Source organism: Solwaraspora sp. WMMA2065, from assembly GCF_030345075.1.
Classification (GTDB): Bacteria; Actinomycetota; Actinomycetes; order Mycobacteriales; family Micromonosporaceae; genus Micromonospora_E.
Genome location: NZ_CP128361.1, coordinates 6,279,674 through 6,304,468, shown reverse-complemented (window position 1 = coordinate 6,304,468; position 24,795 = coordinate 6,279,674). Strand labels below are relative to the sequence as shown.

At 68.4% G+C, this 24,795-nt stretch carries 29 protein-coding genes; 19 read left to right on the top strand and 10 right to left on the bottom strand.

The annotated features are described in order from the left end of the window. Window positions 1-126 precede the first annotated feature (126 nt). Window positions 127-1,059 (bottom strand): DUF6745 domain-containing protein, encoded by a 933-nt coding sequence (locus O7610_RS28620; RefSeq protein WP_289212270.1) that lies wholly within the window; start codon window positions 1,057-1,059, stop codon window positions 127-129. Window positions 1,060-1,168: 109 nt separating this feature from the next. After that, window positions 1,169-2,533, bottom strand: coding sequence for an Nramp family divalent metal transporter (locus tag O7610_RS28615; protein ID WP_281553447.1), 1,365 nt, complete (start codon window positions 2,531-2,533; stop codon window positions 1,169-1,171). 207 nt (window positions 2,534-2,740) lie between these two features. Here O7610_RS28615 and O7610_RS28610 point away from each other — a divergent pair, with 207 nt between their 5' ends. The 3 genes from O7610_RS28610 (at window position 2,741) to O7610_RS28600 (ending at window position 4,985) form a co-directional block, all read left to right on the top strand. Further along, on the top strand, window positions 2,741-3,250 hold the full coding sequence (locus tag O7610_RS28610; RefSeq protein WP_289212269.1) for a hypothetical protein: 510 nt from the start codon (window positions 2,741-2,743) through the stop codon (window positions 3,248-3,250). Between the two features lie 369 nt (window positions 3,251-3,619). Then, a complete protein-coding gene (locus O7610_RS28605) occupies window positions 3,620-4,057 on the top strand; it encodes a hypothetical protein (RefSeq protein WP_281553444.1) in 438 nt (145 codons plus the stop codon). A gap of 58 nt (window positions 4,058-4,115) precedes the next feature. Continuing rightward, window positions 4,116-4,985, top strand: a complete 870-nt coding sequence (locus tag O7610_RS28600) for a hypothetical protein (RefSeq protein WP_289212268.1) — start codon at window positions 4,116-4,118, stop codon at window positions 4,983-4,985. On the opposite strand, the gene O7610_RS28595 is transcribed toward O7610_RS28600, so the two are convergent. Continuing rightward, complete coding sequence (locus tag O7610_RS28595) at window positions 4,973-5,659, bottom strand: SDR family oxidoreductase (protein ID WP_281553442.1); 687 nt, start codon at window positions 5,657-5,659, stop codon at window positions 4,973-4,975. The genes O7610_RS28600 and O7610_RS28595 overlap by 13 nt on opposite strands. A 60-nt stretch (window positions 5,660-5,719) precedes the next feature. Between O7610_RS28595 and O7610_RS28590 the strand changes: the two genes are divergently transcribed. Continuing rightward, window positions 5,720-6,103, top strand: coding sequence for a MerR family transcriptional regulator (locus tag O7610_RS28590; protein ID WP_289213708.1), 384 nt, complete (start codon window positions 5,720-5,722; stop codon window positions 6,101-6,103). Then, the gene (locus O7610_RS28585) at window positions 6,100-6,681 is read left to right on the top strand and encodes a TetR/AcrR family transcriptional regulator (RefSeq protein WP_502959123.1); all 582 of its coding nucleotides are present in this window, start codon (window positions 6,100-6,102) and stop codon (window positions 6,679-6,681) included. The genes O7610_RS28590 and O7610_RS28585 overlap by 4 nt, the downstream gene beginning before the upstream one ends. Before the next feature lie 90 nt (window positions 6,682-6,771). Here O7610_RS28585 and O7610_RS28580 read toward each other — a convergent pair whose 3' ends face one another. Then, window positions 6,772-8,073 (bottom strand): preATP grasp domain-containing protein, encoded by a 1,302-nt coding sequence (locus tag O7610_RS28580; RefSeq protein ID WP_289212267.1) that lies wholly within the window; start codon window positions 8,071-8,073, stop codon window positions 6,772-6,774. A gap of 424 nt (window positions 8,074-8,497) precedes the next feature. Here O7610_RS28580 and O7610_RS28575 point away from each other — a divergent pair, with 424 nt between their 5' ends. From O7610_RS28575 to O7610_RS28560, 4 genes are read left to right on the top strand one after another with little or no spacing between them, the layout of a single operon-like run. Further along, window positions 8,498-9,310: a 2OG-Fe dioxygenase family protein gene (locus O7610_RS28575; RefSeq protein WP_281553440.1), complete on the top strand. Its 813-nt coding sequence runs from the start codon at window positions 8,498-8,500 to the stop codon at window positions 9,308-9,310. 13 nt (window positions 9,311-9,323) lie between these two features. Further along, a complete protein-coding gene (locus O7610_RS28570) occupies window positions 9,324-9,752 on the top strand; it encodes a GFA family protein (protein WP_281567432.1) in 429 nt (142 codons plus the stop codon). Between the two features lie 12 nt (window positions 9,753-9,764). Continuing rightward, window positions 9,765-10,958 carry a MalY/PatB family protein gene (locus O7610_RS28565; RefSeq protein WP_289212266.1) on the top strand — a complete coding sequence of 398 codons (1,194 nt, stop codon included), beginning with the start codon at window positions 9,765-9,767 and terminating at the stop codon, window positions 10,956-10,958. 5 nt (window positions 10,959-10,963) lie between these two features. Then, entirely contained in the window at window positions 10,964-12,229 is a 1,266-nt protein-coding gene (locus tag O7610_RS28560; protein WP_281555448.1) for an MFS transporter, read from the top strand. 34 nt (window positions 12,230-12,263) lie between these two features. Here the strand turns inward: O7610_RS28560 and O7610_RS28555 are convergent, their stop codons facing one another. Further along, window positions 12,264-12,419, bottom strand: coding sequence for a hypothetical protein (locus tag O7610_RS28555; protein WP_281567434.1), 156 nt, complete (start codon window positions 12,417-12,419; stop codon window positions 12,264-12,266). A gap of 176 nt (window positions 12,420-12,595) precedes the next feature. On the opposite strand from O7610_RS28555, the gene O7610_RS28550 reads away from it, so the two are divergent. From O7610_RS28550 to O7610_RS28535, 4 genes are all read left to right on the top strand, one after another. Continuing rightward, a complete protein-coding gene (locus tag O7610_RS28550) occupies window positions 12,596-13,885 on the top strand; it encodes a hypothetical protein (RefSeq protein ID WP_289212265.1) in 1,290 nt (429 codons plus the stop codon). A gap of 367 nt (window positions 13,886-14,252) precedes the next feature. Then, complete coding sequence (locus O7610_RS28545) at window positions 14,253-15,641, top strand: hypothetical protein (RefSeq protein ID WP_289212264.1); 1,389 nt, start codon at window positions 14,253-14,255, stop codon at window positions 15,639-15,641. Between the two features lie 258 nt (window positions 15,642-15,899). After that, entirely contained in the window at window positions 15,900-16,730 is an 831-nt protein-coding gene (locus O7610_RS28540) for a polysaccharide lyase family 7 protein (RefSeq protein ID WP_289212263.1), read from the top strand. Between the two features lie 313 nt (window positions 16,731-17,043). Beyond that, window positions 17,044-17,586, top strand: a complete 543-nt coding sequence (locus O7610_RS28535; RefSeq protein WP_282234048.1) for an RICIN domain-containing protein — start codon at window positions 17,044-17,046, stop codon at window positions 17,584-17,586. Between the two features lie 76 nt (window positions 17,587-17,662). Here O7610_RS28535 and O7610_RS28530 read toward each other — a convergent pair whose 3' ends face one another. Then, window positions 17,663-18,232 (bottom strand): class IV adenylate cyclase, encoded by a 570-nt coding sequence (locus tag O7610_RS28530; RefSeq protein WP_289212262.1) that lies wholly within the window; start codon window positions 18,230-18,232, stop codon window positions 17,663-17,665. 269 nt (window positions 18,233-18,501) lie between these two features. Between O7610_RS28530 and O7610_RS28525 the strand changes: the two genes are divergently transcribed. Further along, on the top strand, window positions 18,502-18,783 hold the full coding sequence (locus O7610_RS28525) for a type II toxin-antitoxin system prevent-host-death family antitoxin (RefSeq protein WP_289212261.1): 282 nt from the start codon (window positions 18,502-18,504) through the stop codon (window positions 18,781-18,783). Then, entirely contained in the window at window positions 18,780-19,064 is a 285-nt protein-coding gene (locus O7610_RS28520; RefSeq protein ID WP_289212260.1) for a type II toxin-antitoxin system RelE family toxin, read from the top strand. Before O7610_RS28525 ends, O7610_RS28520 begins: the two co-directional genes overlap by 4 nt. A 167-nt stretch (window positions 19,065-19,231) precedes the next feature. On the opposite strand, the gene O7610_RS28515 is transcribed toward O7610_RS28520, so the two are convergent. Further along, the gene (locus O7610_RS28515; protein ID WP_289212259.1) at window positions 19,232-19,876 is read right to left on the bottom strand and encodes a VOC family protein; all 645 of its coding nucleotides are present in this window, start codon (window positions 19,874-19,876) and stop codon (window positions 19,232-19,234) included. 171 nt (window positions 19,877-20,047) lie between these two features. Continuing rightward, complete coding sequence (locus O7610_RS28510) at window positions 20,048-21,136, bottom strand: asparaginase (RefSeq protein WP_289212258.1); 1,089 nt, start codon at window positions 21,134-21,136, stop codon at window positions 20,048-20,050. A 94-nt stretch (window positions 21,137-21,230) separates the two neighbouring features. Here O7610_RS28510 and O7610_RS28505 point away from each other — a divergent pair, with 94 nt between their 5' ends. Further along, entirely contained in the window at window positions 21,231-21,536 is a 306-nt protein-coding gene (locus O7610_RS28505; RefSeq protein WP_278118350.1) for a helix-turn-helix domain-containing protein, read from the top strand. Window positions 21,537-21,578: 42 nt separating this feature from the next. Here O7610_RS28505 and O7610_RS28500 read toward each other — a convergent pair whose 3' ends face one another. Continuing rightward, window positions 21,579-22,202 (bottom strand): GNAT family N-acetyltransferase, encoded by a 624-nt coding sequence (locus O7610_RS28500; RefSeq protein WP_289213706.1) that lies wholly within the window; start codon window positions 22,200-22,202, stop codon window positions 21,579-21,581. Then, entirely contained in the window at window positions 22,196-22,561 is a 366-nt protein-coding gene (locus O7610_RS28495; protein ID WP_289212257.1) for a hypothetical protein, read from the bottom strand. Before O7610_RS28495 ends, O7610_RS28500 begins: the two co-directional genes overlap by 7 nt. A gap of 416 nt (window positions 22,562-22,977) precedes the next feature. Here O7610_RS28495 and O7610_RS28490 point away from each other — a divergent pair, with 416 nt between their 5' ends. The 3 genes from O7610_RS28490 to cutA are packed head-to-tail and all read left to right on the top strand — an operon-like array spanning window position 22,978 to window position 24,792. Then, window positions 22,978-24,021: an NAD-dependent epimerase/dehydratase family protein gene (locus O7610_RS28490; protein ID WP_289207655.1), complete on the top strand. Its 1,044-nt coding sequence runs from the start codon at window positions 22,978-22,980 to the stop codon at window positions 24,019-24,021. Further along, window positions 24,018-24,425: an Imm1 family immunity protein gene (locus O7610_RS28485; protein WP_289207656.1), complete on the top strand. Its 408-nt coding sequence runs from the start codon at window positions 24,018-24,020 to the stop codon at window positions 24,423-24,425. Before O7610_RS28490 ends, O7610_RS28485 begins: the two co-directional genes overlap by 4 nt. A gap of 37 nt (window positions 24,426-24,462) precedes the next feature. Beyond that, the gene (gene cutA / locus O7610_RS28480; RefSeq protein WP_289207657.1) at window positions 24,463-24,792 is read left to right on the top strand and encodes a divalent-cation tolerance protein CutA; all 330 of its coding nucleotides are present in this window, start codon (window positions 24,463-24,465) and stop codon (window positions 24,790-24,792) included. The last annotated feature ends 3 nt before the right edge of the window (window positions 24,793-24,795 follow it).

Below are 24,795 nucleotides of genomic sequence, written 5' to 3'. Positions count from 1 at the left end.
CAGCCACCGCCCTTCGAGCCTCGGCGGCCGGGAGCCGCCGGGCAGATCATGATCGCCTATGTCCGCACCACAGTAGCGAGGAGGCGTCTGTCCACCATCTGCCCGGCAGACTCAGCCGCCGGACGGCTACCCGAGTGGTCGCCAGCCGTCCCGGTATCCGACCGGGCCGGCCACCCCCGATGCCGGGCGCTGCTCGCCGTGCCGGGCGCCCGGCACCGGCCCGGTCCGGATCACCGCCGGACGTTCGACCAGTACGCAGGTCCGCTCCCCCGGCCACCACCAGCCGGCGGACCGGGCCAACGTCGCCCACTCGTCGAGCTGAGTCTCGTCGGCCCGCCGGTACCGGGCCAGCCCGAGCCGGCGCAGCACGTCGTAGTACGCCACCCAGTGCGCGTCCTGCTGGCCGTACCAGGCGGTCGGCACGGGCTGTCGCCCGACGGCCGCGAGTGCCGCGCGGACCGGTAGGGAGAAGCCGTCAACGAGGCTGGTCCGCAGCGCGTCGCGGACCCCCTGCTGCAGGACGACCCGCAGCGGTACGCCGGCCGCGAGCGCCTCGATCGGCGGCAGCACCGGCCATTTCGATCCGGCACCGTCCTGTTTCTGGCCGGCGTCCTTCTTCCAGGCGTCCTTCTTCCGGGTGTCCTTCTTCCGGCCGGCCTGTGGTGGGGTCAGGTCGGGATGGTCGGCGGCCGCGTCCAGGGCGCTGCGCAGCCGGGACAGCCCGGCGGCGATGTCGCTGGCTAGTGGGGGTTTCCCGGCCGGCTGTCGAGCTCTGATCCACTGCTGGAGCAGGTCGTGGGTGGGCAGACCGGCCAGCAGCGGCAGTGCCTGACGTGGTGAGTCGACCCAACGGAACCGGGGTCGACGACGAGAGTGCCGGGCATAGATGCGGGACAGGATGTCCTCTGTGGTGGCCCGGCCGGCGGGCGCGGTGTCGAGCCCGTGGTCGAGCCATTCGCGCCGGACGGGTTCGGCCAGCCGCCAGTAGGCGACGAGCCGATCGGAAGCTGGTGCTGGGGAGGTGGAGCGGGCGGCGTCACGCCGCGCGGGCGCGGTCACCGCGCGAGGGCGGTTCCGCCCTTCCGGTAGGAAGTGATCATGTCCACCATGGTGGCGGATCTGGCCACCGACCGCAACCGGCCTGCCCTCTTCGGCTGGCCGCTTCCGGTCAGCCGGCGAACTGCTGCCACAGGTAGTAGAGCGCGAACCAGGTGAAGAAGACCACGGCGGCGACCACCAGTGCGGTCGCGGCCCACCCGGCGCGCAACGCGCGTGGCATGGTCCGCCGGTTGAGCCACAGCACGAGTCCGGCGACCAGCGGGATGTGCACGGCCTCGATCGACCCGGCGAGGGTCAGCAGGGCGACCGGATTGCCGAAGATCAGGAACACGGCGTACGGCAGGGTCGCCAGCCACACCACGACGGCGGTCCGGCTGATCACCGCCGGGCGGGCCAGGCTGTGCTCGGTGAGCCGTTCCGGCAGCACACGCCGTACGCCGTCGGTGTAGAGCCGCTGCCACCCGTCGATGTTGGTGAGGGTGGCGGTCCAGAACGCCGAGACCAGTCCGACGACCATCAGCCAGAAGCCGACGCTGCCGAACACCTCGCTGAACAGGCGGGTCAGGTCGCGGGCGACGTCGGCTTCGGCGGGCACGATGCCTTCCGGCCGCAGCAGCTCGGCGCCGAGGATCAGGAACGCGACGGTGATCAGCGCGACGCCCACCACGGCGAACGTCGAGTCGAGGGTCATCGTCCGCAGCCAGCCGCGTACCCGGTCGATCTGGTGGCTGTCGAGGTCCCGTGGGTCGCGGCGGTCGGCCGCCGCCACCCCGGCGTGGCCGATGCCCTTGGCGGTGATCCAGTACGAGTACCACATCAGTCCGGCCGCGCCGTTGGACAGGAAGCCGAGCCAGGGCAGGATCTCGGCTACCTGCAGATCGTCCGGCGGCACCGGGACGAACCCGGCGGCGGCCTCGGTCAGGTCCGGCCCGACCTGGATCGCGGCGACGACCGCGCCGAGGGCGAGCGCGATGCCGAGGACTCGGGACACCCATTCGACGCCGGTGTAGTGACCGACCAGCACCAGCCCGGCGGCGGCCGCGAGGACCGCGCCGGTCCAGGCCTGGATCGGACCGGGTACGGCGAGCGCGAGTGCGCTGCCGGCGGCGCTGGCGATCCCGGCGATCGCGGCGATCCCGACGACCAGCTGCGGCACCAGGATCAGCCAGATCGCCCAGCCGGCCGGGCCGGGCAGGCCGGCCAGGCCGGTGAGCAGCCGGCGGCCGGTGACGACGCTGTAGCGGCCGATTTCCCGGGTGACGAAGAGCTTGAGGACGAGTACGGCGACCAGCGCCCACATCAGACTGTAGCCGTACTGGGCTCCGACCCGGGGAGTGAACAGCAGTTCGCCGGTGGCGAGGGCGGCGAGCGCCCACAGCACGCCGGGGCCGATGTAGCGGAATCGGCGCCAGCCGGTCGGTGGTTCGGGTACGCCGGTCGACCGCTGCGGCGCGGCCTCGGTGACCTGGCTCATGCCATGTCTCCTTCGGGGGTGGACTCGTCGGGTCGATGCCACTGCCCGAGCCGGTACCCAACAGGCGACTCCTTCACGCACAACGCCCATCGGCCAGCAGATGACTTCACAGCTATACATCGGTAATCTTTGATGTATTTGTCGTCACACCCGCACCAGGTGCCGATGACCGTCCACGAAGCATCCGAGACAGCAGAAAGGAAGCAGATGAAGCGCGCAGTCCTGCGTGCGGCGACCGTCCTCGCCGCCGCGATCGCCGCCGCTGCCCTCGCGGCCAGCGGAGCCACCGCCAGCCCGTCGATCCTGCAGCGGTTCTCCGTCCCGTCCGGGGACAACTGCACCTACGGCTACACCCTGGGTCACCTGGAGTGGCGCTCCGCCCCGCCGACCAGCGCGGTACGGGTGACCGGGATGCTCGCCGACCGTCCGTTCCCGAACGACCCGGGAGCCGTCTGCCGCGACGACAGCCGTTACACCATCGCCAGCTATACCGCGTACGCCGGCGAGCGGGTCGTCGACGAGACCGCCCGCCGGGTGAACAACGGCGTCGTCGAGATCGAGTTCGTCCTCGGCGCGAACGCCGCCGTCCGAGGAATCGACCGCGTCGCCATCCAGGTCTGCCGGGTGTCACTGCTCGACATCACCCCGATCCCGGACTACTGCGGCCGCCCGCACACCTTCACCCCGTCGACCGTCACCCCGACCGTGCCCCTCTGACAGGGCAAGCGACTCCGCCATCCTGATGGCGCAGATGCATCGACATGCGCCTGCACCATCAGGCCGGTCCGCAGAGCATCCAAAGCGTCGGCGACCATTTGGTGAAACCGCGTCCGCAAGCTGAGCCGCACCGGCGCACCCATGTTTCATGATCGGTCTGCTTTCATGATCGGTCTGCTTCACGTCGACCCCGGGTTGCACCTCGAGAGTCAATCGATTAGCGTCGTGGTCGTTGGTCGTCGTACGGGGCGAATTGATCAACCCCCACTCGCCGGCCGACAATTCACCCCTGACTGCAGGAAATGCTATCTCAGTCGCGTGTCCTCAATTGTTCCAGCACGGGGAGGATCAATGAAACAAGCAACACGGGTGCTCAGCGCCCTGGCCGCAACCACCCTCGCCCTCGTCGGCGTTGCCACGCCCGCACAGGCGATGGCTGAGCCAACGGACACTGCGGTCGCGGTGCCGGGAATCGCGCCATCGGGTTCCGCAGGCACCGCAACATATCTGGACCGCGCCGGCCGGATGATCCCGATGGCCACGACCACCGGCACGGCCGCAGACACGGCTCTGATCGGCTGCACACCAGAGAGCGGCCGGGACAACACCTGGCGGCAGAAGGCCTGCTCGTCGACCAGGGAACTACGGCCCTACACCGGAAGCGGCGACCGCACCGTCGCGCGTCACGACTGCGACGACACCCAGATGACGTCGTGGCGCAATCACGTCGACGTCGACGTGATCGGAGAAATCGACACCGGCGAGTGGCCGCATCGCCAGAACGACGTCGCCTGTCGCGTATACTGACCCTTTCGCAAACAGGAGACTCGCAGCTGCGCGGCAGCTGGAAAGGCACAGGAAACAGATGCCGGAACGCAGCATCAATACGCGGCCCGGCGTGGTGCCGGCGACCCTTCGGGTCGCCGGCACCATGTTCGCCGCTCTCTACGGCAGCTTCCTCACCGGACCCGCAGACGATGTGCCACACGGGGCCGACGGGGAGCTGGACGCCTATTCGCTCTTCTACCACCGGTCACTCGCCATGGGCTGGCTCGACGATTCCTCGGCTGGCGGCGATCGCGACAACGGCATGCTCCGGTCGGGTGGCCTGTGGGCGACGAACGACGCCGGGTGGCAGCATCCAGCCGCCGCGCCCGACGCCGCCCTGCTGTCCTGGTTCCAGGTCGACGCCAGCGCGGTGGCGGGCGACCGGCCACTGCCGGTGCAGCCGTTCCTGCACTGCGCCGCAGAGGTGACGGCACGGCGGGGTCCGCTCGACCTGTCTGCGGTACAACTGCTGCTACCGGTGCACGGGCTCGACCCGGCGTCCCGCCCGCCGTACGCGCCGGTGTCGGCGACTCGGACGAGCCCGTGGTTCACCGGCCACGGTCCGGCGGACCGGACGCCGGTCGAGATCACCGTCAACAGCGGCCGGGAGCCGTCGCTACCCGACGTGGCGGTCCAGCTCACCGAGCTGCTCGCCGACCTGGGTCCGGATGTGTTCGGATACCGGTCGCACGACCTCGCGGCCGCCGACACCACCCCGGCTCCACTGTTCGACGACAGCCTCTGGAACGGCCCACCACTGCACGGTGTGGTGCTTCGCGGTGAGCTGGTCGAGTGGTCCTGCGACGCGATCGGGTGGCTGGCCGAGGCGGCCGCCGACGCCGTGGCCCGGCTCGGCGTCGGCACGCCGCTGCTGTTCACCGCCGTACGCTCTGGTCAGGTCTTCTGACCGCCGGAGGGGTCCGCGGCGAGGGATGCCTTGACCGCACGGGCCGTCTCGTCGGCGAGCACCTCCCACTCACCCGCCTCGAGACCGTCCAGGGCTGCCTTGACGATCACCGCCGGGTCGCTTTTCGGTCCGTCGTAGGAGGCCATCATGTCGGTGTCGACGGCGCCCATCAGCAGACCGGTGACCTGGGTGTGCTGTGCGGCCAGCTCCAGCCGTACGGCGTTGGTGAGGTTCCACTCGGCGGCCTTCGCCGCCGCGTAGCCGCCGGCACCCGGGTAGGCGCTCCAGGACAGCGCCGACAGCACGTTGAGGATCGCGCCGTTGGCCAGCTGCGGCGCGAAGGCCCGGATCATGTGCAGCGTCCCCCAGAAGTGGGTGTCCATCTCCTGGCGGATCAGGCCGAGGTCACCGCCGACCAGGTCCGCTCCGGTCGTGACCCCGGCGTTGTTGACCAGCAGGGTGACGTCACCGGTGGCCGCCGCGGCGGCGGCGACCGAGTCCGGGTCGGTGACGTCCAGCGGCAGGACCCGTACGCCGGGCAGGTCGACGGACTCGGGGCGGCGGGCGGTGGCGTAGACCGTGGCGGCACCGCGCTCGACCAGCTGGGCGGCGAAGTGCCGGCCGATACCACGATTGGCCCCGGTGACCAGGGCGGTTGCTCCGAAAATCTGCATGCTGGCTACGCTAAAACCTGACATTGACGTCAAAGGCAAAGACTTGTGATGGGGGTCACTGTGCGGATCGGTGAGCTGGCCGACCGCGCCGGGGTGAGCACCCGGGCGCTGCGCTACTACGAGGAGCAGGGTCTGCTGGTCGCGCAGCGCAGCCCGGCCGGTCAGCGCCGCTACTCGGAGTCGGCCGTCGAACGGGTCCGGCTGATCCAGCGGCTGTACGCGGCCAACCTGTCCAGCCGGACCATCGCCGACCTGATGCCCTGTGTGGACGCCAAGGTCAACACGCCCGAGTCACGCGCCCGGCTGGCTGCCGAGCGCGACCGGATCGACGCGCGGATCGCCGAGTTGACGGCAGCCCGCTCCCGCCTGGACGAGGTGATCGCGCGGGCCGCACACCCGGCCAGCGGCTGCGCGTACGAGTCCGGCCCGGCCGGACCGCCCTGATCGGACAGATCCAGGCAGTAACGGCCGCCCGGATCCTCGCCGCCGCCGAACAGGTCTTCGCGGCGGCCGGTCCGTCCGCCTCGACCGAGGAGCTCGCCGAGCTCGCCGGCGTGGCGATCGGCACCGTCTTCCGTCACTTCCCCACGAAGGCCGCTCTCATCGAGGCGGTGTTCATGTCCCGGCTACGGGAGATCACCGCGTACGCGCGGGAGATGGCCACCGCCGGCGACGTCGGCGCCGGCTTCTTCGCGTTCTTCACCGAGGCCGTCAAACAGTCGACGGTCAAGCATGCCTTCACCGACGCCGTCGACTCCGATGACGAGGCGATGGCCGCAGTACGGGCGGCGATCGCCTCAGCCGGCGCGGACCTGCGCGACGCGATGGGGGACCTGCTGACCAGGGCGCAGCAGTCCGGAGCCGTACGCCCGGACATCGCCACAGCCGAGTTGATCGGGCTGATGATCGGCACCTCGCGGGCGCTGGAGCAGGTCGGCCCCGACCAGAAAGGCCAGCAACGGATCCTCACCGTCCTGCACGACGGACTCACGCCCCGGCCGCGCCCAGAGTCGTCCACATAGTGTCGACGGCATCGCCACTGCGCTGAACGAACCCGCAGCCGGACCACCTGCCGGACCTGCTCGAAGCTGCTCGGAGTCGCTCGGAGTCGCTCAGAGCTTGTTCAGGACGCTGGTCAGCTGCTCCTCGGCACGGGACGTCTCCGCCCAGCTACGGCCGATCACCACGTACTCGATCGTGCCCGTCTGCTCGGTGGTGTCGTTGTAGACGACCACGCCGTGGTCTGATCCCCGGGTGAACAGCAGTCCCTGCTCGTCCAGGGCCTTCACGAGGATATCGCAGCCGGGCGCGGGCACGTCGATACGCGAGGCGAGGACGTGATGGTCGAGGTAGTCCTGGCCGAGCAGCCGCCGTCCGATCATGTCGATGCCGGTGGTGCCACCGACCCGCCCGTTGAACTCGTTGAACAGCAGCTCGCCGGATCCGGTAACGATCGCGTCGATGTTCATCGGCCCGTAGTAGCCGAGCTGCTGGGCGACGATCGCGACCTGCTGCATGTATGCGCCCAGATGCGCGTGCAATCTGGGGGTGAGGTTCTGCGGCGGGTAGATGCTGCCCTTCCAGGTCTCGGCCATGCGTAGGTCGCTGTAGCTCATCAGGGTCGGCGCGCCGACGCGTGGCACGGTCATGTCAGCGGACAGTTCGCGGACCGACTCGTGGTAGACCTCGATGATGTTGTGCGCCGGGCTGGCGCCGGCCGGCAGGTCGGGCAGGGCCGTCAGGCCGAACGGTTCGAGCGCCAACGCGACCGTCGCGGGATCGGTCGCCGCCAGGTGAACCACGTAGTGCGCGCCGGCCTCCTTTCCTCCCTCGACCGTGGTCAGCAGGATGTTGCCGTCTCCGCCGGCGTTGACGTCCTGCTTGATGATGACGGCGCCGGTCCGGGCGAGCAGTTCGGACGCGCCGTCGACCAGCTCAGGTCCACGGTCCACGACGCGCCCCTCGGCGACCGGGATCCCGCAGGCCGTTGCCATGGACCGGAAGACCGACTTGGAGTTGACCAGCTCGGCGGTCCCTTGCGCGAAGCGCACGGACTCCTCCGCGCCGATGCCGAGCAGTCGCTCCCAGGAGGCGATGTCCCGGTCGTGGATGTAGCACTCCAGACGCCACGGGTCCGTGGCGCCGCCACCGGCCACCATCAGACCGCGCAGGGCATCGGCGAGCTGCGGTCGGTCGCCGGGATACCACCCGGCGCCGGGGTAGTCAGCCAGGGAAAGCACCGTGGGAGGTGACGCGAGGCCGAGCAGATCGGCGACGTACGCCAGCCACGCGTCACTGACCTTGCCAGGAAGAACAGCTACGTCGCCCTCGTCCATCGACCACAGCATCCGGTTGGCGAGAAAACGGTAGGAGTCCTTCGCGTCGTCCGGGACGTCATCCGGCCGAGCTGCCATCACACGGCTGGTCGAATTGGCGAACATCAACTTTGGCAACGGTCGTCCTCCCGGTTTGTCGTGGTGTCCCCGAGCAGGGCACTTACCACGTTGGTGTCAAATCTCGAAACGGTAAGAGGCGCGGCTGACGAGCACGCTCGACCGTGTACACGGTTCCCCGCCCCGGGGCAGTTGTCTTCTCCCACGTTGCTCTCAATCCCCGACTACCACCGGTAACCCATCACCCTCCGTGAGGGCAATTCAGAAGAAGCGGAGGCCTACCGCCCGCACCATGATGTGGATCTCAGAGCGCTTGCTGTCAAAGTCATTTCAGGGAGTGGAGAAGGCTGTGAAATACGACTCCGCCGTGTCCGACGTCATGGATGTCAGATCCGAGTACATCCGCGCCCGATGGGCTTTCGTCGACGGGGCAAGAATGGTCTCGATGCTGCAATCGCTCGGCGCGACAGACGAGGACTTCGAGCGCCTGAAGGTGATCAGCGACCAACTGGAGTCGGACCCGACCCTGCCATTTCGCAAGAGCAGGAACGGACGGATCTGCCTCGACCCGCAGACCCGGCGCGGGTACCGGCTGGAGGCGCAGCCCTTCGTTCTCTCCCGCGAGGAGGACTTCGTGCGGCACGACTCGGAGACGCTGCGCACGTTCGACGAGGTGCAGGACGACCTGCAACTGAACACCGCCCTGCAGGCGATGCTGGTCTTCAAGTTCCTGGTCGCCCACGGGATCGACGTGGCACAGCGGCCCCGGCTGGACTACGGCCGCGCCGAGTGGATCTGCACCCTGTTCAACCTGCGGACCGTCACGACCACCGGCCTGCTGGGCGAACCCGCGCTGGAGGGCGTGCACTCCGACGGGGTGGACCACACCATGACCACGTTCCTCTCCGCGCGCAACATGACCACCGACAGCGCGGAGACCTTCCTGCACGACATGAGAGAGGTCAACGGCCGCCGCTGGCACGAGACGGACCCCGCGTTGGTCAAGGGCAGGGCGCGGCACGGCGAATTCCTGGACACCTTGATGGTCGTCGATCACGAGTACAAGCACAGCGTCTCGCCGGTCTACCCGATCGACGACACGGAGCCAGCCATCCGGGACATGCTCATCTTCTTCACCAGGAAGCCCACCGAGAAGGGGCACGTCTCGTTCCGGTACGACTCGGTCGCCCCGCACCGCATGCTGCCCATGTCGTTCGGCCTGCCCGCCGACCTGCCCGCGCTCGCAACCGCCAACTGATCGGAGTGACGCTATGACCGAAGAGGTGACGGGAACGACCGAGACCATCGAACGCGTGTGGTACGACGGCAGCTGCCACTGCGGCGGGGTGGTATTTTCCGCAGCGGCCAGTCGCAACCTGACCATCACCCTGTGCAATTGCGGAATCTGCCACCGGCACGGCCACCAGGAACTGATGACCCCGGAGGCGCGGTTCAAGCTGCACCAGGGACAGGAGTTCCTCAAGCCGTACCGGTTCGGCAACCGCATCGCGGACCACACCTTCTGCGCGGTCTGCGGCGTGCTGCCGTTCTACCGCCCCCGATCGCATCCCACCGGCTATTTCAGCGTCAACGCGCGGTGCCTCGACCTCTCCCCCGCCGAGAACATCGAGTTTGTGGAATTCGACGGGCAGAACTGGGAGGCGAGCATCGCCGCCGGCAAACACGTGTTGACGGAGTAGGTGACAACGCAGGTGTGGACAGGTTCCGACGTCGTCACCGTCGACTCGTTGCGCGAGCGCGGTGGGCTGAAGTGGGCCGCCGCCGGCCCGGGAAGACTGGCGGCGTGTGTGGCCGAGATGGACTTCGGTACGGCACCCGACGTTGCGGACGCGTTGCACGACGCGGTGGACCGCGGTCAGGTCGGCTACCTCACGCCGCAGCTGACGGCACAGCTGGCTGAGGCGTGCGCCGCCTGGCAACACGACAGGTACGGATGGGACCTCTCGCCGGCGGATGTGCGGCCGTTGCCGGACGTCATCCGTGCCCTGCACGTCGCCATCGACTGCTTCTCCCGGCCCGGCTCGGCCGTCATCGTGCCGGTGCCCGCGTACCCGCCGTTCCTGGCCGTACCCCGGCTGCTCGGTCGACGCGTCATCCAGGTCGAGATGGTGGAGTCGGGCGGCCGCTACGGCTACGACCTGGACGCTCTCGACCGCGCCTTCGCGGCGGGCGGGAACACGCTCGTCCTCTGCAACCCCAACAACCCCCTCGGCGCGGTCATGGAGCCCGGTGAACTGTTGGCCGTCGCGGAGGTCGTCGAACGGCACCGTGGCCGGGTGTTCAGCGACGAGGTCCACGCACCGCTCGTCTATCCCGGGCACCGGCATGTCCCGTACGCCACCTGCTGTGAAGCGGCGGCCGGACACACGGTGACAGCCACGTCGACGTCGAAGGCGTGGAACGTGGCGGGTCTGAAGTGCGCTCAGCTGCTGACCAGCAACGACGCCGACCGTAAGCGGTGGGGTGAGCTCGGACGGCTGCACACCGACGGCACCGCCACCCTGGGCGTGCTGGCCGCCACGGCCGCGTACCTGGCCGGTGGGCCGTGGCTCGACACGGTGCTCGGCCGGCTCGACCGCAACCGGCATCTGCTGGCCGAGCTGCTCGGCGTGCACCTGCCGATGGCCCGCTACACCCCGCCCGAAGGCACCTACCTGGGCTGGCTCGACCTGCGCGACTACCCGCCGGCCGCAGACCTCGCCGAACGCGCGCGGGTGAGCGTGATGGACGGTGCCGAGTTCGGCCCGCCGGGCACGGGTTTCCTCAGACTCAACTTCGCCACCACCCCCGCTATCCTCACCGAGATCGTGCGACGGTTGGCGCACGCCGCCACGGCAACAGCGGGTCCGGTCCGGTCGATGACACCCCGGAGGTTGGTTCTTTGACGACAGTGGACGTGCCCGAGCGGGTACGGCCAGCCGACGACCTGCTGCGCTCCCATCGCGGTTTCCGTCTGCTGCTCGCCTCCGATGTGGTCAGCCGCACCGGCGGCCACGTCGCACTCGTCGCCCTGCCGCTGCTCGCGGTGCTCGTGCTGGACGCCTCCGCCCAGCAGGTGGGGCTCCTGGTGGCGGCGAGCACGCTCGCCTTCCTCGTCGTCGCGCTGCCGGCCGGGGTCTGGGTGGACCGGCTACGGCAGCGGTCCGTGCTGGTGGCCGCCGACCTGGTCCGCGCGCTGGTGCTGTTGTCGGTGCCGGTGACAGCGGCGTTCGGGGCGCTGAGCCTGGGGCAGCTGTACGTGGTCGCCCTGGTCATCGGGGTCGGCAACGTCTTCTTCGACGTCGCGCAGCAGGGCTACGTCACGTACCTGGTGGGCAAGGACCGCCTACTGGCCGGCTTCAGCAAGCTGGAGGTGGCCGGCAACGGCAGTCAGCTGGCCGGACCGCCCCTGGGCGGGGCGCTGGTGCAGATCGTCACCGCCTCGGGCGCGCTGGCCTTCAACGCGGTGTGCCACCTGGCCTCCGCCTGGCTGCTCGGCCGGATCCGGCCACCGGAACCGCAGGTCGACCGGCCCAGTGGACGGCCACGGCTGGGCCGGGAGCTCACCATCGGAGTGCGGTACGTCGCCGGTCAGCCGATTCTCCGGCTGGTCGTGCTGCACGGCATGATCGCCCTGCTGTTCGAGTACGCGCTGCTCACCGTCCAGCCGCTGCTGCTGGTGAACACGCTCGGCCTGTCGCCGGCGGCGTACGGCCTGGTGACCGGGGCCGTCGCGGTCGGCGGGGTGGTCGGCAGCGTGTTCGCCAACCGCTTCGTCGCGACGTTCGGCATCGCCCGTACGCTGTGGTTGCCGTTCGCCGTGACGTTTCCGCTGCTGCTGCTCATGCCGCTGGTGGGTCAGGGCTGGCTGGTGGTGCTCTACCCGATCGGCTACGCCGCCTACATCGGCGGCAGCGCCATCCAGAACGTCGCCCAGATCACCTACCGTCAGGCCATCTGCCCGCCGGAACTGCACGGGCGGATGAACTCCGCCATGCGGTTCCTGATGTGGGGCATGATGCCGGTCGGCGGGTTGTTCGGCGGCTTCCTGGTCCAGGCGATCGGGGAACGGACCGCACTGTGGGTGTGCGCCGTCGGGATGCTGGCCAGCCTGCTGCCGATGCTCGGCCGGCCGGTGCTCCGGCTGCCCCCCGACGCCGGCATCGGCCAGGGGTGATCGCGCCCTTGGCCCGGCGTCCGGGACCGCGCCGCTACGGCACCATCAAGCTCAGCACCGGGGTCGTCTGCAAGCCGACCGGCAGCGCCATCGCGCCGATCAACAGGCCGCAGACGGTGCGGATCGCCCAACGCAGCGACGCCAACGTCTGCCCGTACGCGACGAGCGCGACGCGCGGGTCAAGGTCCACGGTCAGACGTGGCGACTGCCTAGATTCGCCGGTCGCGACTGGTCAACGGCCTCCAGGGATTGGCAGGATTTCCCGCTGGTGCCTTGTTCGCGCCAGGCACCGTGGCCTGGCCCCGGTGCGCCGCGTCCGGATTCCGGACGACCCGTACCTTGTCGCTGGTCCGTCAGGAGATGTCAATGTCGCAGCATGATCCGGTCGACCCGTGGGCGGATGTCGATCCGGCAGTTGTCGTCACCGGCACCCCGACGGGTGAGCGCAGCGGCGATGTCGGCATCGACAGTGCCGCCACGGAAATCGTCGGGGTGTCGCATCCTGGCCCGGGCGACAACGCGCCGCCGACCCGACCTCGGCGGCCGGCGCTGCTGCTCGGCGCGCTCGGCATGGTCGCCGTGGTGCTGACGATCGCAACGGCCGTGGCCTTCGCGAACCGGTCCGACGAGATCGAGACGCCGGGGGCGGTGGCGCTGACCGGCGAGCCGACGGCGGAGTCGTCCGCTGGGCCGGCGGATCCGGCAACGCCCGATCCGGCAGCACCGTCGCCCGGTGCCACGCCGAGCCCGACGGCGTCGCAGGCAGGCCCGGACCGGCAGGCCGTCGCCGCGGCGGCGTCGCCGGGGTCGATGTCGCCCGCCGCCCCGGCGCAACCCGCCACCGGCGCGATCCGGACCGGTGCGTTCGTCGGCGCGACCAGGATCGGCAGCCAGCTCAACGCGGACACGACCATGTACGCAGGCGAGTACATCCTCTCCCCCGACGGCCGGTTCGGCCTGCTGATGCAGACCGACGGCAACCTCGTCGCCTACGGTCCGTCGCCCTGCGGGGCGCCCCGACCCAACATCTGCCAAGGCCCCTACGACTGGTGGGCCAGCAACACCAACGGCCAGCCCGGAAGCCGGGTCGTCATGCAGAGCGACGGCAACCTCGTCATCTACCGCCCCGACGGCAGCGTCGCCTGGGCATCCAACACCAAGGATTCCGACGCGACCAGGGTGATGGTCACCAACCAGGGACACTTCCATCTGGCCCGCAGGGACGGCTCGACGGTGATGACGCTGACGGGCCTGTCCGAACAGAAAAGCTCCCTGTCGTACGCTGGCACGATGCCGGCCGGCTACCGGCTCACCACCCTGCGGTACCTGTCCTCGCCGAACGAGGTCTACCACCTGATGCAACAGCAGGACGGCAACCTGGTCCTGTACGGGCCCGGCACCAGCGTGCTCTGGTCGTCCGGCACACACCAGATCGTCGTCGGCGGCATGAGCGTGCGGGAGACCAGGATGCAGCCCGACGGCAACCTCGTCGTCTACGACAACTCAGCCGCTGATGCGGCGGCGGTGTGGGCGTCGGATTCCGTCGGGGCTGGCCCCAGCCCGGAGTTGGTGCTGCGCGACGACGGGAACCTGGTGCTGCGGTCCGGGTCCACCCGGCAGGTCTTCTGGCAGACCGGCACCGGCGGCCAGCTGTAGCGGGAGCGAGCCCGCCTCGCTGGTGCCGCGTGGACGGCCCGACATGCTCTCGCAGTATGTCAGCAGTCACCTGCCCCGATCCGGGACTTCTAGTGCATCGGTCGACTAGCTCGGGTGACCGTCTGTGACGCGAAGTCTCTGCTTGCGCAGCGCCTCATCGGGCCGGTGCGGCATGTCGCAGCCTTGCTCACGCCCACCCCGGGGGTTCGGGCCATCGCCAAGCATTGACAGCCAGGCCACCAGGAACAGATAATCCTGAATCTCAGTAAACCGATGCACTGAGTCTAGGTGACGATGCGACTACTTTGCGTCATGGTCCGTGGACCCCCTGTGGCGCCCTGCGGGGTGCCGTTGCGGTGCCGTTGCCGTGCCGCCGCGCGGACGCCGGACCGGCCTCGCCGTATCAACCGTCCCGATCTGCGACCCGGAAGGAACCCGCACCATGAAAGCAATCAGAAGACGGACCACGTCACTCGCGCGGATAGCAACAGTAGGCCTCATCGCCGCGGTTGCCACCGGCACGCTGGCCACCACCGCGAGTGCCGATTCCGTGGCCGTCGCCAATCCCGGCTTCGAAAGTGGCTACTTCGACGGCTGGCGCATCATCAACTCCCGCAAGGTGGCTCTCTCTGATATCGGCAACACCGGCCACCATTCGGCCAAGATCCAAGGTACGGGCGGCGAAGTCCGGCAAGACGTCACTGTCACGCCCGGCACCGACTACACCTTGACCGCGTACGTCCGGGGCAAGGGCGTCATCGGCGCCAGGGTGGGCGGCGACACCTACACCTCTTCCGGCGGTGGCCGTGGCTTCGAGCCGGTCAGCGTCGATTTCAACACCGGCAGCGCCAGCACCGTCGAAATCTTCGCGGCCTACGGTGGCAAGACCGGCCGGTTCGACGATTTCACCCTGTCCACCGGACCGGCACCGGGCGCCGGCTTCGACCCGAGCGTCTGGGACAGTTCGGAGGCGGGCGACTACATCAAGTCAAGCGACCCGTACGTCTTGAGCTTCGACGGCTTGGAGCAGTTCACCGTCACCGGCAGCGGCGGCGGTCCGCGCGACGAGCTGAAGACACCGGTGGCTGCCAGGAAGGCTTCGGACGAGATCTACGAATCCTTCTCGGCTGACATCAGGTTCGATCTCGACGACGGGGTCAAGCTCATCGCCCACCAGATCCACGCCGGCACCGGTGCCGGCTTCTCCACCCAGGTCAAGCTCTACGTCCAGGATTCCAGCCCACTCGGAATCTTCAAAGGCGAGGGCGAACAGGACTTCTCGATCGACGACTACCCGCTGCTCGAGGGGGTACCCAGCAACGGTGTCTTCGACGTGTACGTTCGTGTTCAGATCCCGGGCTTCGTGAGCGGTGACGGCCAGATCAACGAGGAGATCTTCGACCTCGGCACCGTCCGGAGCGGAGAGACCATGAGGTACGAGTTCATCAACGACTACGGCGTGGTCACGGTCGACTCGACCATCGGCCGTACGTCGACCAGTTTCACGTACGACATGCAGGATTCCCAGGCGTCCTACATGAAGTTCGGGAGTTACGTCCAAGCCCAGGACGCCGAGAGCGGCTGCAACGTCACCAACGATCTCGACTGCGAGTACCCCGGGTGGGTACCGTACGGCGAAGCCAGCAGTCCGGCAGAGGCGGAGGTGCTCTGGCGGCAGTACTTCGCCGACTCCGACATCAGCAAGGCCAGGGTCACCTTCAGTAACGTCGTACACACGGGTGGTCCGCTCCAGTAACGGACTCGGGGATACCGGTAGTCGACGCTCGTACCCGCACATCCCCACGGCCAGGGCCAGAAACAGGACCGGACACGTACGGTCGCCAGGTGGCCGCCGTACCGGGTCTGGTCCTGTTTCCGTGCAGCGGAAAAACTTCTATTGACGTATCTGATTGCGTCTCCTACTCTCACCTGGCACTAGTGCCCAACAGTTCACAACTGTGAACTGAATGCGCACTCCTGGCGCGATGAAGCGACGCGCGACGAATCGTCCGCCATGGGTGCCGATCGCCGTCCGACGCCATCACCATCACCCGAAAGGCCTCAACCCGCGATGACAACGCACCGCACACAGCGACTCGTGACCGCATTGCTGGCGACCACAGTCGTCCTGGCAGCCTCCCTCCTCACCCCGGGAGGCGTCGCCACCGCCGCCGCCCCGTGCGACTACCCGGCCCAACAGCTCAACCTGACGAACTGGAAGGTCACGTTGCCGACCGGTTCATCCGGATCCCCGACCGAGATCAAGCAACCGCAGCTCAAGACCTACTCGGCCAATCCGTGGTTCACGGTCAACTCCGCCTGCACCGGAGTTCAGTTCCGATCCCCGGTCAACGGAGTGACCACGCCCAACTCGAGTTACGCGCGCTCCGAGCTTCGCGAGATGGCCAGCAACGGCACCGCGAATGCCTCCTGGTCGGCGACCTCGGGCACCCGCACCATGACCTTCCGGCTCGCGTTCAACAAGCTCCCGAACGACAAGGCACACGTCGTCGGAGCCCAGATCCACGACGGCGACGACGACGTCACCGTCTTCCGCCTGGAAGGCACCAACCTGTACGTCACCAAAGGAAACACCACTAATCACAAGCTGATCACCAGCAGCTACAAGCTGCACACAGTCTTCGAAGGCAAGTTCGTGGTCAGTGGCGGTCAGATCAAGGTGTACTACAACGGCGCCCTGCAGACGACCATCTCGCACACCGCGTCCGGCAACTATTTCAAGGCCGGCGCCTACACCCAGGCCAACTGCGGCAACTCTTCCCCGTGCAGCAGCTCGAACTACGGTCAGACAAGCCTGTACAAACTACTCGTCACGCACTCCTGACGACAAGTGATCTGTCGGGATCCCCGGTTTCCGGGGATCCCGACACCGAGGAGCCACACTGAACAGTTGCAGCACCACCCACCCCGCTGATGGTGAACTGCCTAGTATTCACCGGTACGACGGTCGTCATCCGACCACCTCCCAGCAACCTCGACCGTGACCCGACATCATCGGAGCCGGATAGAAGCAGAGGTCAGGGCACCGAACGGCCCCGCCGGCACCCGAATCGACCGCCACCGAGAGCCGCCGGCAACACATGTATCGTGCCCTCGAGCGTGGGCCTCGTCTATGTCATCTGCAACTAGGAGCAAGCGTGTCTCGAGTCCGAAATTGGTCGATCGGCACCGGGGAAATGGTTCGCCGGCCACTGCGGCTGCTGGCCATGATGCTCGTCGCGGTGTGCGCGGCGGCGATCTCGGTGGTGGCGGCGCAAGCACCGGCACAGGCCGTACCTGGGCAGAACTATCTACGCAACTGGAGCACCGGCAGGTGCCTGGACGCGAACGACCGGGGGCAGATGTACACCCTGCCGTGCAGCATGCCGGTCGGCTCGAACCGCTATCAGCTCTGGCGGCCGATCGATCAAGGCAGCTGGGACGGCCACGATCTGGTGATGCTGCAGCACGTCAAGACCGGCTACTGCGTCCAGGTCAATACGGGCGGTGGAGCCGGGCTGAGTGAGTGCAACTCGGCGAAGAGCACCCAGTGGGAGGTGGTCGGTGGCCGAGACTGGTACAAGGTGGCACTGAAGAACAGGTTCAGCGACCTGTGCCTGGACGGCAACTCCCAAGGTGCCGTTTACGGGTACGGATGCATCGCGGGGAACGGCTACCAGCAATGGCGGCTGGGCTACTAGCCTGGCTGACTGCCCGCACCTGATCCTCAACACGGATGGTTCGTTGTTTGGGTGTCCGCAGTAGGACAGCACGCATCTAAGCCTGCTCTCTGCCGACGACAGCCTGCCGCCGGAAGGTCGCCCCGCGGACAAGCGAGTCGTACGTCTCCTCGGTGCGGATCGCCGCGAGGCCGAGTGACGCGACGAACGCCGCCAACTCGGCCTGCACCGCCACGCCGGGCACGCCCTCGGGGACGATGCGTTCCACCTCAAGGAACGTGCCGAGGCCGGCGACGTCGTCGACGCAGAGCTCACCGTCGGGCAAATCGGCGGTACGGCGTACTTTCGCGATCCGTACGGTCGGACGGAAGCCCATCGCCAGGATGGCGGCGTGCATCTGACCGCGGTCGGTGACCGCCGTCTCGTACTCGTCGCCGGCGAGCGCGTTGTCGACTGGACGTTTCAGGGTGAAGGTGTGCCGGCCGTCGACGGTCCGTAACCGTACGAAGGGGACGCCGGTCTTGCTGTCGCCGTACGACCAGGTGGTCGGGGCGTACGCCTGATCGTCCTGGACGACCGGCGGACCGGGCTCGATGCCGCGCGCCGTGAGCGCGACGAGCAGCGCTTCCCGGTCCTGGACGCGGTACTTGACCTCGACCTCACGCACCACGCCTCCACCGGCCACCGAAAACTGACTGCGCAGCGTCGCACAACCGTCACCGTGTCACCAACGCGGCACGCCAGTGGAGCGCCGCGCCGCCTGTCGAGTGGTGCGCCGGCCGGGCAGTGCATCGTCAGCGGCGGCCGGCTCGGGTGCCGGCGTTGCCTTGTCGCCCATCGCCGAGGTGAGGCAACAGAGCACTCATATGACACGAAAATAGGTGCGGGTAGTGGCAGACGGTGGCGTACGACTTGTACAAGGCGTACGATTCGTACGTGACCGCAGAACCGATCAGACCCGAGCAGGAGCTGAGCATCTCGGCCGCCCGAGATGAGCTCGCCGACATCGTGTCCCGCGCCCACTACAGCGGCCGGATCACCTACGTCACTCGACGGGGTCAACGACTCGCCGCGATCGTCCCTGCCGACCTGGCCGAGGCGATCGAGCGTGCCGAGGACGCCGCCGACGTCGCGGCCGCCCGCGAGGCGCTGGCCCGCATCGATGCGGGCGAGAAGCCCGTCTCGCTGGCAGAGCTTCGTGCCGAGCTCGGGTTGTGACCGGACCGACTCGGCGGCCACCGTACGAAATCCAGCTCGATACGAAAGCTGCCAAGCTGCTGCGCAAGCTGGACCGACCCGTCCAGTCCCGACTTGTCGCCGCCATCGCCGCCCTCAGCATCGATCCACGACCACACGGGGTCAAAGCCCTGACAGGACACCCTGGGCTCCTGCGAATCCGCGTCGGCGACTACCGGGTGGTCTACCAGATCGACGATGGCAAGCTGATCGTTCTCGTGGTGCACCTCGGCCATCGCAGCGACGTCTACGACCTGCTGTAGCCCGACGGCATCGGCAGCGAGGCAACGGCAGCCCAGTCCGTCGAGGCAGGTACCGGCGCGAGCGCACGGATTTCAGGATTTGTCGGTCATTGCGTTGGCGGAGCCGCTCGTTCAGGCGTTGCTCGTGCTGATGACGCTGTCAGAGGTTCAGCAAGGTGACTCGCGGGTCATTTCTTTTCGGGGTCGGCCGTCGTGTCCGCGTACTCGAACTCGACGTCCTTGACGCCTTGCCCCATGAACAGGGTCAGCCCCTCGTCGTCACATAGCCTGCGAATGACGGGGATGAGCTCCTCCCGGGTGCCGAAGGCGACGCTCTTGATTGCCTTGACGCCGTTGGGGTGCACGTATCCCCCGGAGGGGCGCACGTTCACGTTGAAGGCGCTGCCCAACACCGGGAGCTGCATGTCGTCCGGAAAGATGCCACGGAACCGGATCTTTCGACCCTTCGGGTCAGTTCTGCCCGACCTGCCCTTGAGGTAGGTCACCTTCGCCTCATCGAGGATCTTCTGTTCCTGGTCGACTTCCAGCCGGTCATTCTCGAGGCCCAGTCCGATGAAGCCTTCCTCTGCCCGGTCCCAGGCATCCAGCCGGTCGACGAAGGCGTGCTTCCCGAAGAGCCTCAACAGCCGCTTGGCGAACCCAGGCATGCCGGTAGACCCGAGCAGCTCGAAGTAGGGTCCCTCGGCGAAGTAGATCAGCGCGTTGTAGGGGTTCTTCGCCTTGCCGTACTCGACCATGAAGCCCTTTGCGGTGTACTCCTCGACCGCCCGATCGAGGTCGTTCACCTTGTAGATGACATGACCCAGCTTCATCTCGTCACTCCAGGCAGCCGTACCGGGCGTCGATCAGCCGCAGCGCCTCGGTTGCCGTACATCGAGCGGTCGCGCAGGATCGGTAGTACTGCAGCTTCCACCCTCCGGCACGGGGGCAGGGTAGCTCATCGAGGCGCCCGTCAACCACTTCGACCAAGTCTGGCCGCCGCTCTACCCATCCGTCGGGCTCGTTCCCGGCCGGCCGTCGCTGGTGGCGGTGGTGGTCCAGGGCCAGGCGGTGAGTTCGATGATTCCACCGGCTGCGGCGACCGCGGCCACGATGTCGTGCGGGCTCGCGTCGGCGGCGAGCAAGGCACGAAGCAGGATGCGGGCCTTGTAGGGGTGGAGCCAGCCGACAGGGATGAGACCGCGACCGATGAGGTCCTGCTCGGAGCCGGGGAAGCCGTAGGTGCGGGTCAGGGTCGGTCCGGCGGGGGTGCGGGAGGCGAGGACGACGGGGATTCGTCCGGCGAGGGCGGTGAGGGTGTCGACGAGTGGTTCGGGGACGTGGCCGACGCCGAATCCGGCGACAACGAGTCCGTCGCAGTGCCGTCTGATGGCGTCGAGGAGCGTGGGGTCGTCGTCGAGGGTGACGGTGTGCAGGGCGACGGTCGCGGTGTCTGCCCGGTGCGGGGCGGGGATGGTCAGCCGGTGGGGCAGCCGGTTGAGCATCCGTACGGTGCCTTCGAGGACGTAGCCGAGGGGGCCGGTGTCGAGGGAGCGAAAGGTCGCGCCGCTGGTGGAGTGGGTCTTCGTCACCCAACGTGCGGCGTGGATCTCGTCGGCGAAGGCGACGAGGCAGCCCTGGTCCCGCGCCTGTGGGGAGGCGGCGGTGTGGATGGCGGCGAGGATGTTCGCGGGGCCGTCGGCGCCGGCGAGGGTGGGGTTACGCATCGCGCCGGTGACCACGATCGGTTCGGGGCGGTGGTGGAGCAGGTCGAGCAGGTAGGCGGTTTCCTCGATGGTGTCGGTGCCCTGGGTGACGACGACACCGGCCGCGCCGTCGGCCAAGGCGCGCGTCGCGGCTGTGTGCAGCTCGGTGAGGTCGGCGACGGTGAGGCTTGCGCCGGGGCGGCGGCGGAAGTCGACGACGTCGACCGCGATCCGGGCGTCCGCGAGCCCGGGTACGGCGTCGACGAGTTGCTGGGCGGTCAGGGCGGGACTGACCGCGCCGCCACCGGTGCTGCTGGTCATGGCGATGGTGCCGCCGAGGCCGAACACCACCACCCGTGGCGTGGGCGTAGCCGGAGTTGAGGACACCGGGTTCCTTCCGTACGGACGGGAGTTGTTCGTGGTGGTGTCGGGAGCAGCATCAGCCAGCGACGCATTCCTACGATCGGGAGAGGATGAGGCCATGAAGGGATACCACACCAGGTGGACTGTTCCGGACGAGCACCGGGCGAGCCCTGAGTACGTCGAGGCTGGCGCCCGCATCGCCCTCGGGCAGGCCGTTTACGATCGTCGGGTCGCGCTCGGCCTGAGCCAGGCCGAGCTCGCCGCTCGGGCTGGCACCACACAGACAGTGATCTCGCGGTTGGAAGGTGGCGCGGTCACGCCGACGCTTCCACTGCTGCATCGCCTGGCCGGGGCATTGGAAGGCGAGCTGGACATCAAGATCACCGGCACCAGCACTCGTGCGGAGTTCCCGCTCGCCTCGTGACCCGCTGGCCTGCGACAACGTGGCCGCAGGCCAGCATCCGACTCAGCCGACACGCAGCGCTGCGGCCATGGGCGGTTGGTCGACCGGGTCGCCGGAGCGGCGCATCGCCGACAGCGGCGGCCCGCCCGCCGGCAGGTGCGCCACGCGGACGACGCGGTAACCGTGGCGTTCGTAGAACTTCCGCTGTCGTTGGCTGCTGGCCTCGACCACCGCCGGCATGCCGATCCGGTCCAGCCGGGCATGATGCGCCGCGAGTAGCGTCGACCCGATGCCCTGGCGTCTCAGCCAGGGTGCCGCCGCCAGGAACGCCAGGTGGTGGTGTCGGCCGGTCGGCTCCAGCCGGCCGGCGGTGAACGTGTAGTGCGCGTACGGGCCATGCCGGTCACCACAGGACCGCAACCTGCGCCGCTGATGCTCCGCACCCAGCAGCCGGTCCGCCGGATGCGGATACCAGATCGCCACCCCGTCGCAGTGCCCCACCACGTCCACGATCCCGTGCCGGACACCGAACTCCAACTCAGCGGTGAAGAACCGGTGCATCGTCAGATAGCGCAACGCGTGGTCGCTGATCAGCCACGCCACCACCGGGTCCACCACACACGACTGCGCCAACAACTCCCCCAACGGCTCCACGTCGGCGACCGTCGCCGCCCGTACGGTCAGCATGGCCGCCACGTCCACACCAGAAACCGGTCGAACAACTCCGCCGCCGTCACATCGGGCAGGTCGAACGCCGCCTCGGTCATCCGCTCCACCGCATACGTCGCCAACGCGACCGGCCCGAACACCCCCGCCAACTCGACCCGCGCCACCAAACACGGCCACAATTCGCCGCAGCCGGCACACGACCACAACGGCCGCACCGCCACATGACCACCACCGCCGCCGCTGTCGGCCGCCGGCTCCACACCGGTCACATCGCGGTACGCAGAGCCGCCGACCCGGCCGACCCCAGGATGCCCGTCATGACGGACGACCAGCACCCCACCACCAGCAGCGGCCAGCTCCCGCAACCGCGCCCTCACCGCGACCACCGCCCCCGGTTCACCCGAGCCGCGTCCACCGCAGCCCGCCCGACAGCACCAGTCCGACCAGCACCCGCCGAACCATGCACGCCGGACGGTCCGGTCGGGCTGAACCGCATCGAATGCCGAGGCGCACACTCCGGACACCGCAACGTCGCCCCACACACCGGACACCACCGCTGCTTCAACCGGAACGTGAAGAAGCCGAGCATGAATCCGGCGGCCAAGCCCACCATGGTGAACGCCAGCAGTCTTTCCACAGTCGTCTCCCGCAAGATCGAACGGACACGAATCACGTGCCCACCGAGCGAACTCGCCCGATCTCGTTGTCGGCTACGGCGTCACGCTGACGGCAGCAATCGGCTGACAGTCCAGGCACATCAGCCGTCGATCCGTCGCTGCGCCATGATGAGGACATGCGGCTGCTGATCCTGGGCGGGACCTGGTTCCTCGGACGCCACCTGGCCGAGCGGGCACTCGCCGCCGGCTGGGCGGTCACCACCTTCAACCGGGGCTCGTCAGCAGCCGACGCGCCTGGGGTCTCTGCTGTCCACGGCGACCGGGAGAACCCCGACGACCTCCACCGGCTGGCCGACCACGGCCCGTGGGACGCCGTGATCGACACCATCGGCTACGTCCCGAACCAGGTCCTGGCCGCCGCGTCGGCGCTGGCCCCCGTCGTCGGGCACTACGTCTACCTGTCCACTGTCAACGTCTACACCGGTTGGCCGGACCAGCCGCTCGACGAGGACTCCCCTGTCTTCGACTGCCCACCGGACGCCGGAGCTGACTTCGGGGCAGACCTCGGCTACGCCGGCCAGTACGGCGCGCTCAAAGCCGGCTGCGAACAGGCGGTGACAGCGACTGTCGGCACCGATAAAACGACGATCCTGCGCCCCGGTGTGATCCTCGGCCGCTACGAGTACGTAGGCCGGCTCACCTGGTGGCTGGCTCGCGCCGCCCGAGGCGGTCAGCTACTCGTGCCCGCCCCGGCGGCACGACCGATTCAGCCGATCGACGTACGCGACGTGGCTGACTTCGCCCTGCGCTGCGCCCGCCACGGCACCTCAGGCACCTTCAACATCACCGCCCCGCCAGGGCACGCCACATTCGCGGACCTGGTCACCGGCTGTATCGCGGCGACCGGATCGGACGCCGAGCCGGTCTGGGCCGACCCCGACTGGCTGACCGCACACGGCGTCGAGCAGTGGACCGGCCTGCCGCTGTGGCGTACCCACGGCGGTGTGTGGGCCGTCGACAGCTCACGGGCACAGGCCGCCGGGCTACGCTGCGTACCTCTGACGGCGACCATCGACGACACCTGGGCGTGGCTGACCGAGGGCGGCAGTTGGATAGTTGGCGAAGGCGAAGCGGCCCGCGCCGCCGACCACGGACTGCCGCAAGACCGCGAGCGCGAACTGCTGACCGAGTGGCAGCGCAGCTCAAACGCCATCGCATGAAAGTGAACTGGGCATACGACAAGGGCGGCCTCCGGGAGCGCCACAGCACCACATCAATAGACGCCGCTGACTTGGGCTCCCTGCTGCGCGAGATCCACGACCGGGCCGAGCCCGTTGTCGTGACCATCTACCCCGAGCCACCCACTGACCCCGACGAGCTGCCACCCGGCCTGCAGATCGGACTCGGCCACCCCATCCACGCGTTCGTCGCCCATATCTCGGACAACGGCTACCACCTCGCCGCCTCGGACGTCAGACCCCCGGCGGGTGGCATCAGTTTCGACTTCGGCGGCGTCCCCACGGAGTATCCCGCCGAACACCTCCGCCTCCGACCGGAGGCAGCCATCGCAGCAGCGGTCACATATCTCCAGACCGGAGGCGCGCCGCCGACCCTGCCAACTTGACGGTCACGACCAGACGATCCCCGAGGGAGAGCCATCGATGTCCAGTCAGCAGCATTGCCACGTCGTCACGGCTACCGATTCCCGTACGGTGGCCGAAGCGCTGGCCGATTCTGCCGTCGCGGCGCGGCTGGCTGCTTCCGCTCAGATCGCCGGCCCGATCAGGAGCACCTACAGGTGGCAGGGCGAGGTGGTGGCCGCCGAGGAGTGGCGGGTGACGTTCAGGACCACGATCACCCGGTACGCGGACTTGGAGGAGCACATCCGGGCGCGTCACAACTACGAGGTGCCCGGCATCGTGTGTGTGCCGATCGTCGCCGGATTCGCACCGTACCTGCAGTGGATTGTCGCCGAGACGCAGGAGCGCTGAACG

Coding starts and splice junctions, on each gene's coding strand:
- O7610_RS28615 (WP_281553447.1), bottom strand. CDS start 2,533: ATGAGCCAGGTCACCGAGGCCGCGCCGCAGCGGTCGACCGGCGTACCC.
- O7610_RS28610 (WP_289212269.1), top strand. CDS start 2,741: ATGAAGCGCGCAGTCCTGCGTGCGGCGACCGTCCTCGCCGCCGCGATC.
- O7610_RS28600 (WP_289212268.1), top strand. CDS start 4,116: ATGCCGGAACGCAGCATCAATACGCGGCCCGGCGTGGTGCCGGCGACC.
- O7610_RS28595 (WP_281553442.1), bottom strand. CDS start 5,659: ATGCAGATTTTCGGAGCAACCGCCCTGGTCACCGGGGCCAATCGTGGT.
- O7610_RS28580 (WP_289212267.1), bottom strand. CDS start 8,073: ATGGCAGCTCGGCCGGATGACGTCCCGGACGACGCGAAGGACTCCTAC.
- O7610_RS28575 (WP_281553440.1), top strand. CDS start 8,498: ATGCTGCAATCGCTCGGCGCGACAGACGAGGACTTCGAGCGCCTGAAG.
- O7610_RS28570 (WP_281567432.1), top strand. CDS start 9,324: ATGACCGAAGAGGTGACGGGAACGACCGAGACCATCGAACGCGTGTGG.
- O7610_RS28550 (WP_289212265.1), top strand. CDS start 12,596: ATGTCGCAGCATGATCCGGTCGACCCGTGGGCGGATGTCGATCCGGCA.
- O7610_RS28540 (WP_289212263.1), top strand. CDS start 15,900: ATGGGTGCCGATCGCCGTCCGACGCCATCACCATCACCCGAAAGGCCT.
- O7610_RS28515 (WP_289212259.1), bottom strand. CDS start 19,876: ATGAAGCTGGGTCATGTCATCTACAAGGTGAACGACCTCGATCGGGCG.
- O7610_RS28505 (WP_278118350.1), top strand. CDS start 21,231: ATGAAGGGATACCACACCAGGTGGACTGTTCCGGACGAGCACCGGGCG.
- O7610_RS28500 (WP_289213706.1), bottom strand. CDS start 22,202: ATGCTGACCGTACGGGCGGCGACGGTCGCCGACGTGGAGCCGTTGGGG.
- O7610_RS28490 (WP_289207655.1), top strand. CDS start 22,978: ATGCGGCTGCTGATCCTGGGCGGGACCTGGTTCCTCGGACGCCACCTG.
- O7610_RS28485 (WP_289207656.1), top strand. CDS start 24,018: ATGAAAGTGAACTGGGCATACGACAAGGGCGGCCTCCGGGAGCGCCAC.
- cutA (WP_289207657.1), top strand. CDS start 24,463: ATGTCCAGTCAGCAGCATTGCCACGTCGTCACGGCTACCGATTCCCGT.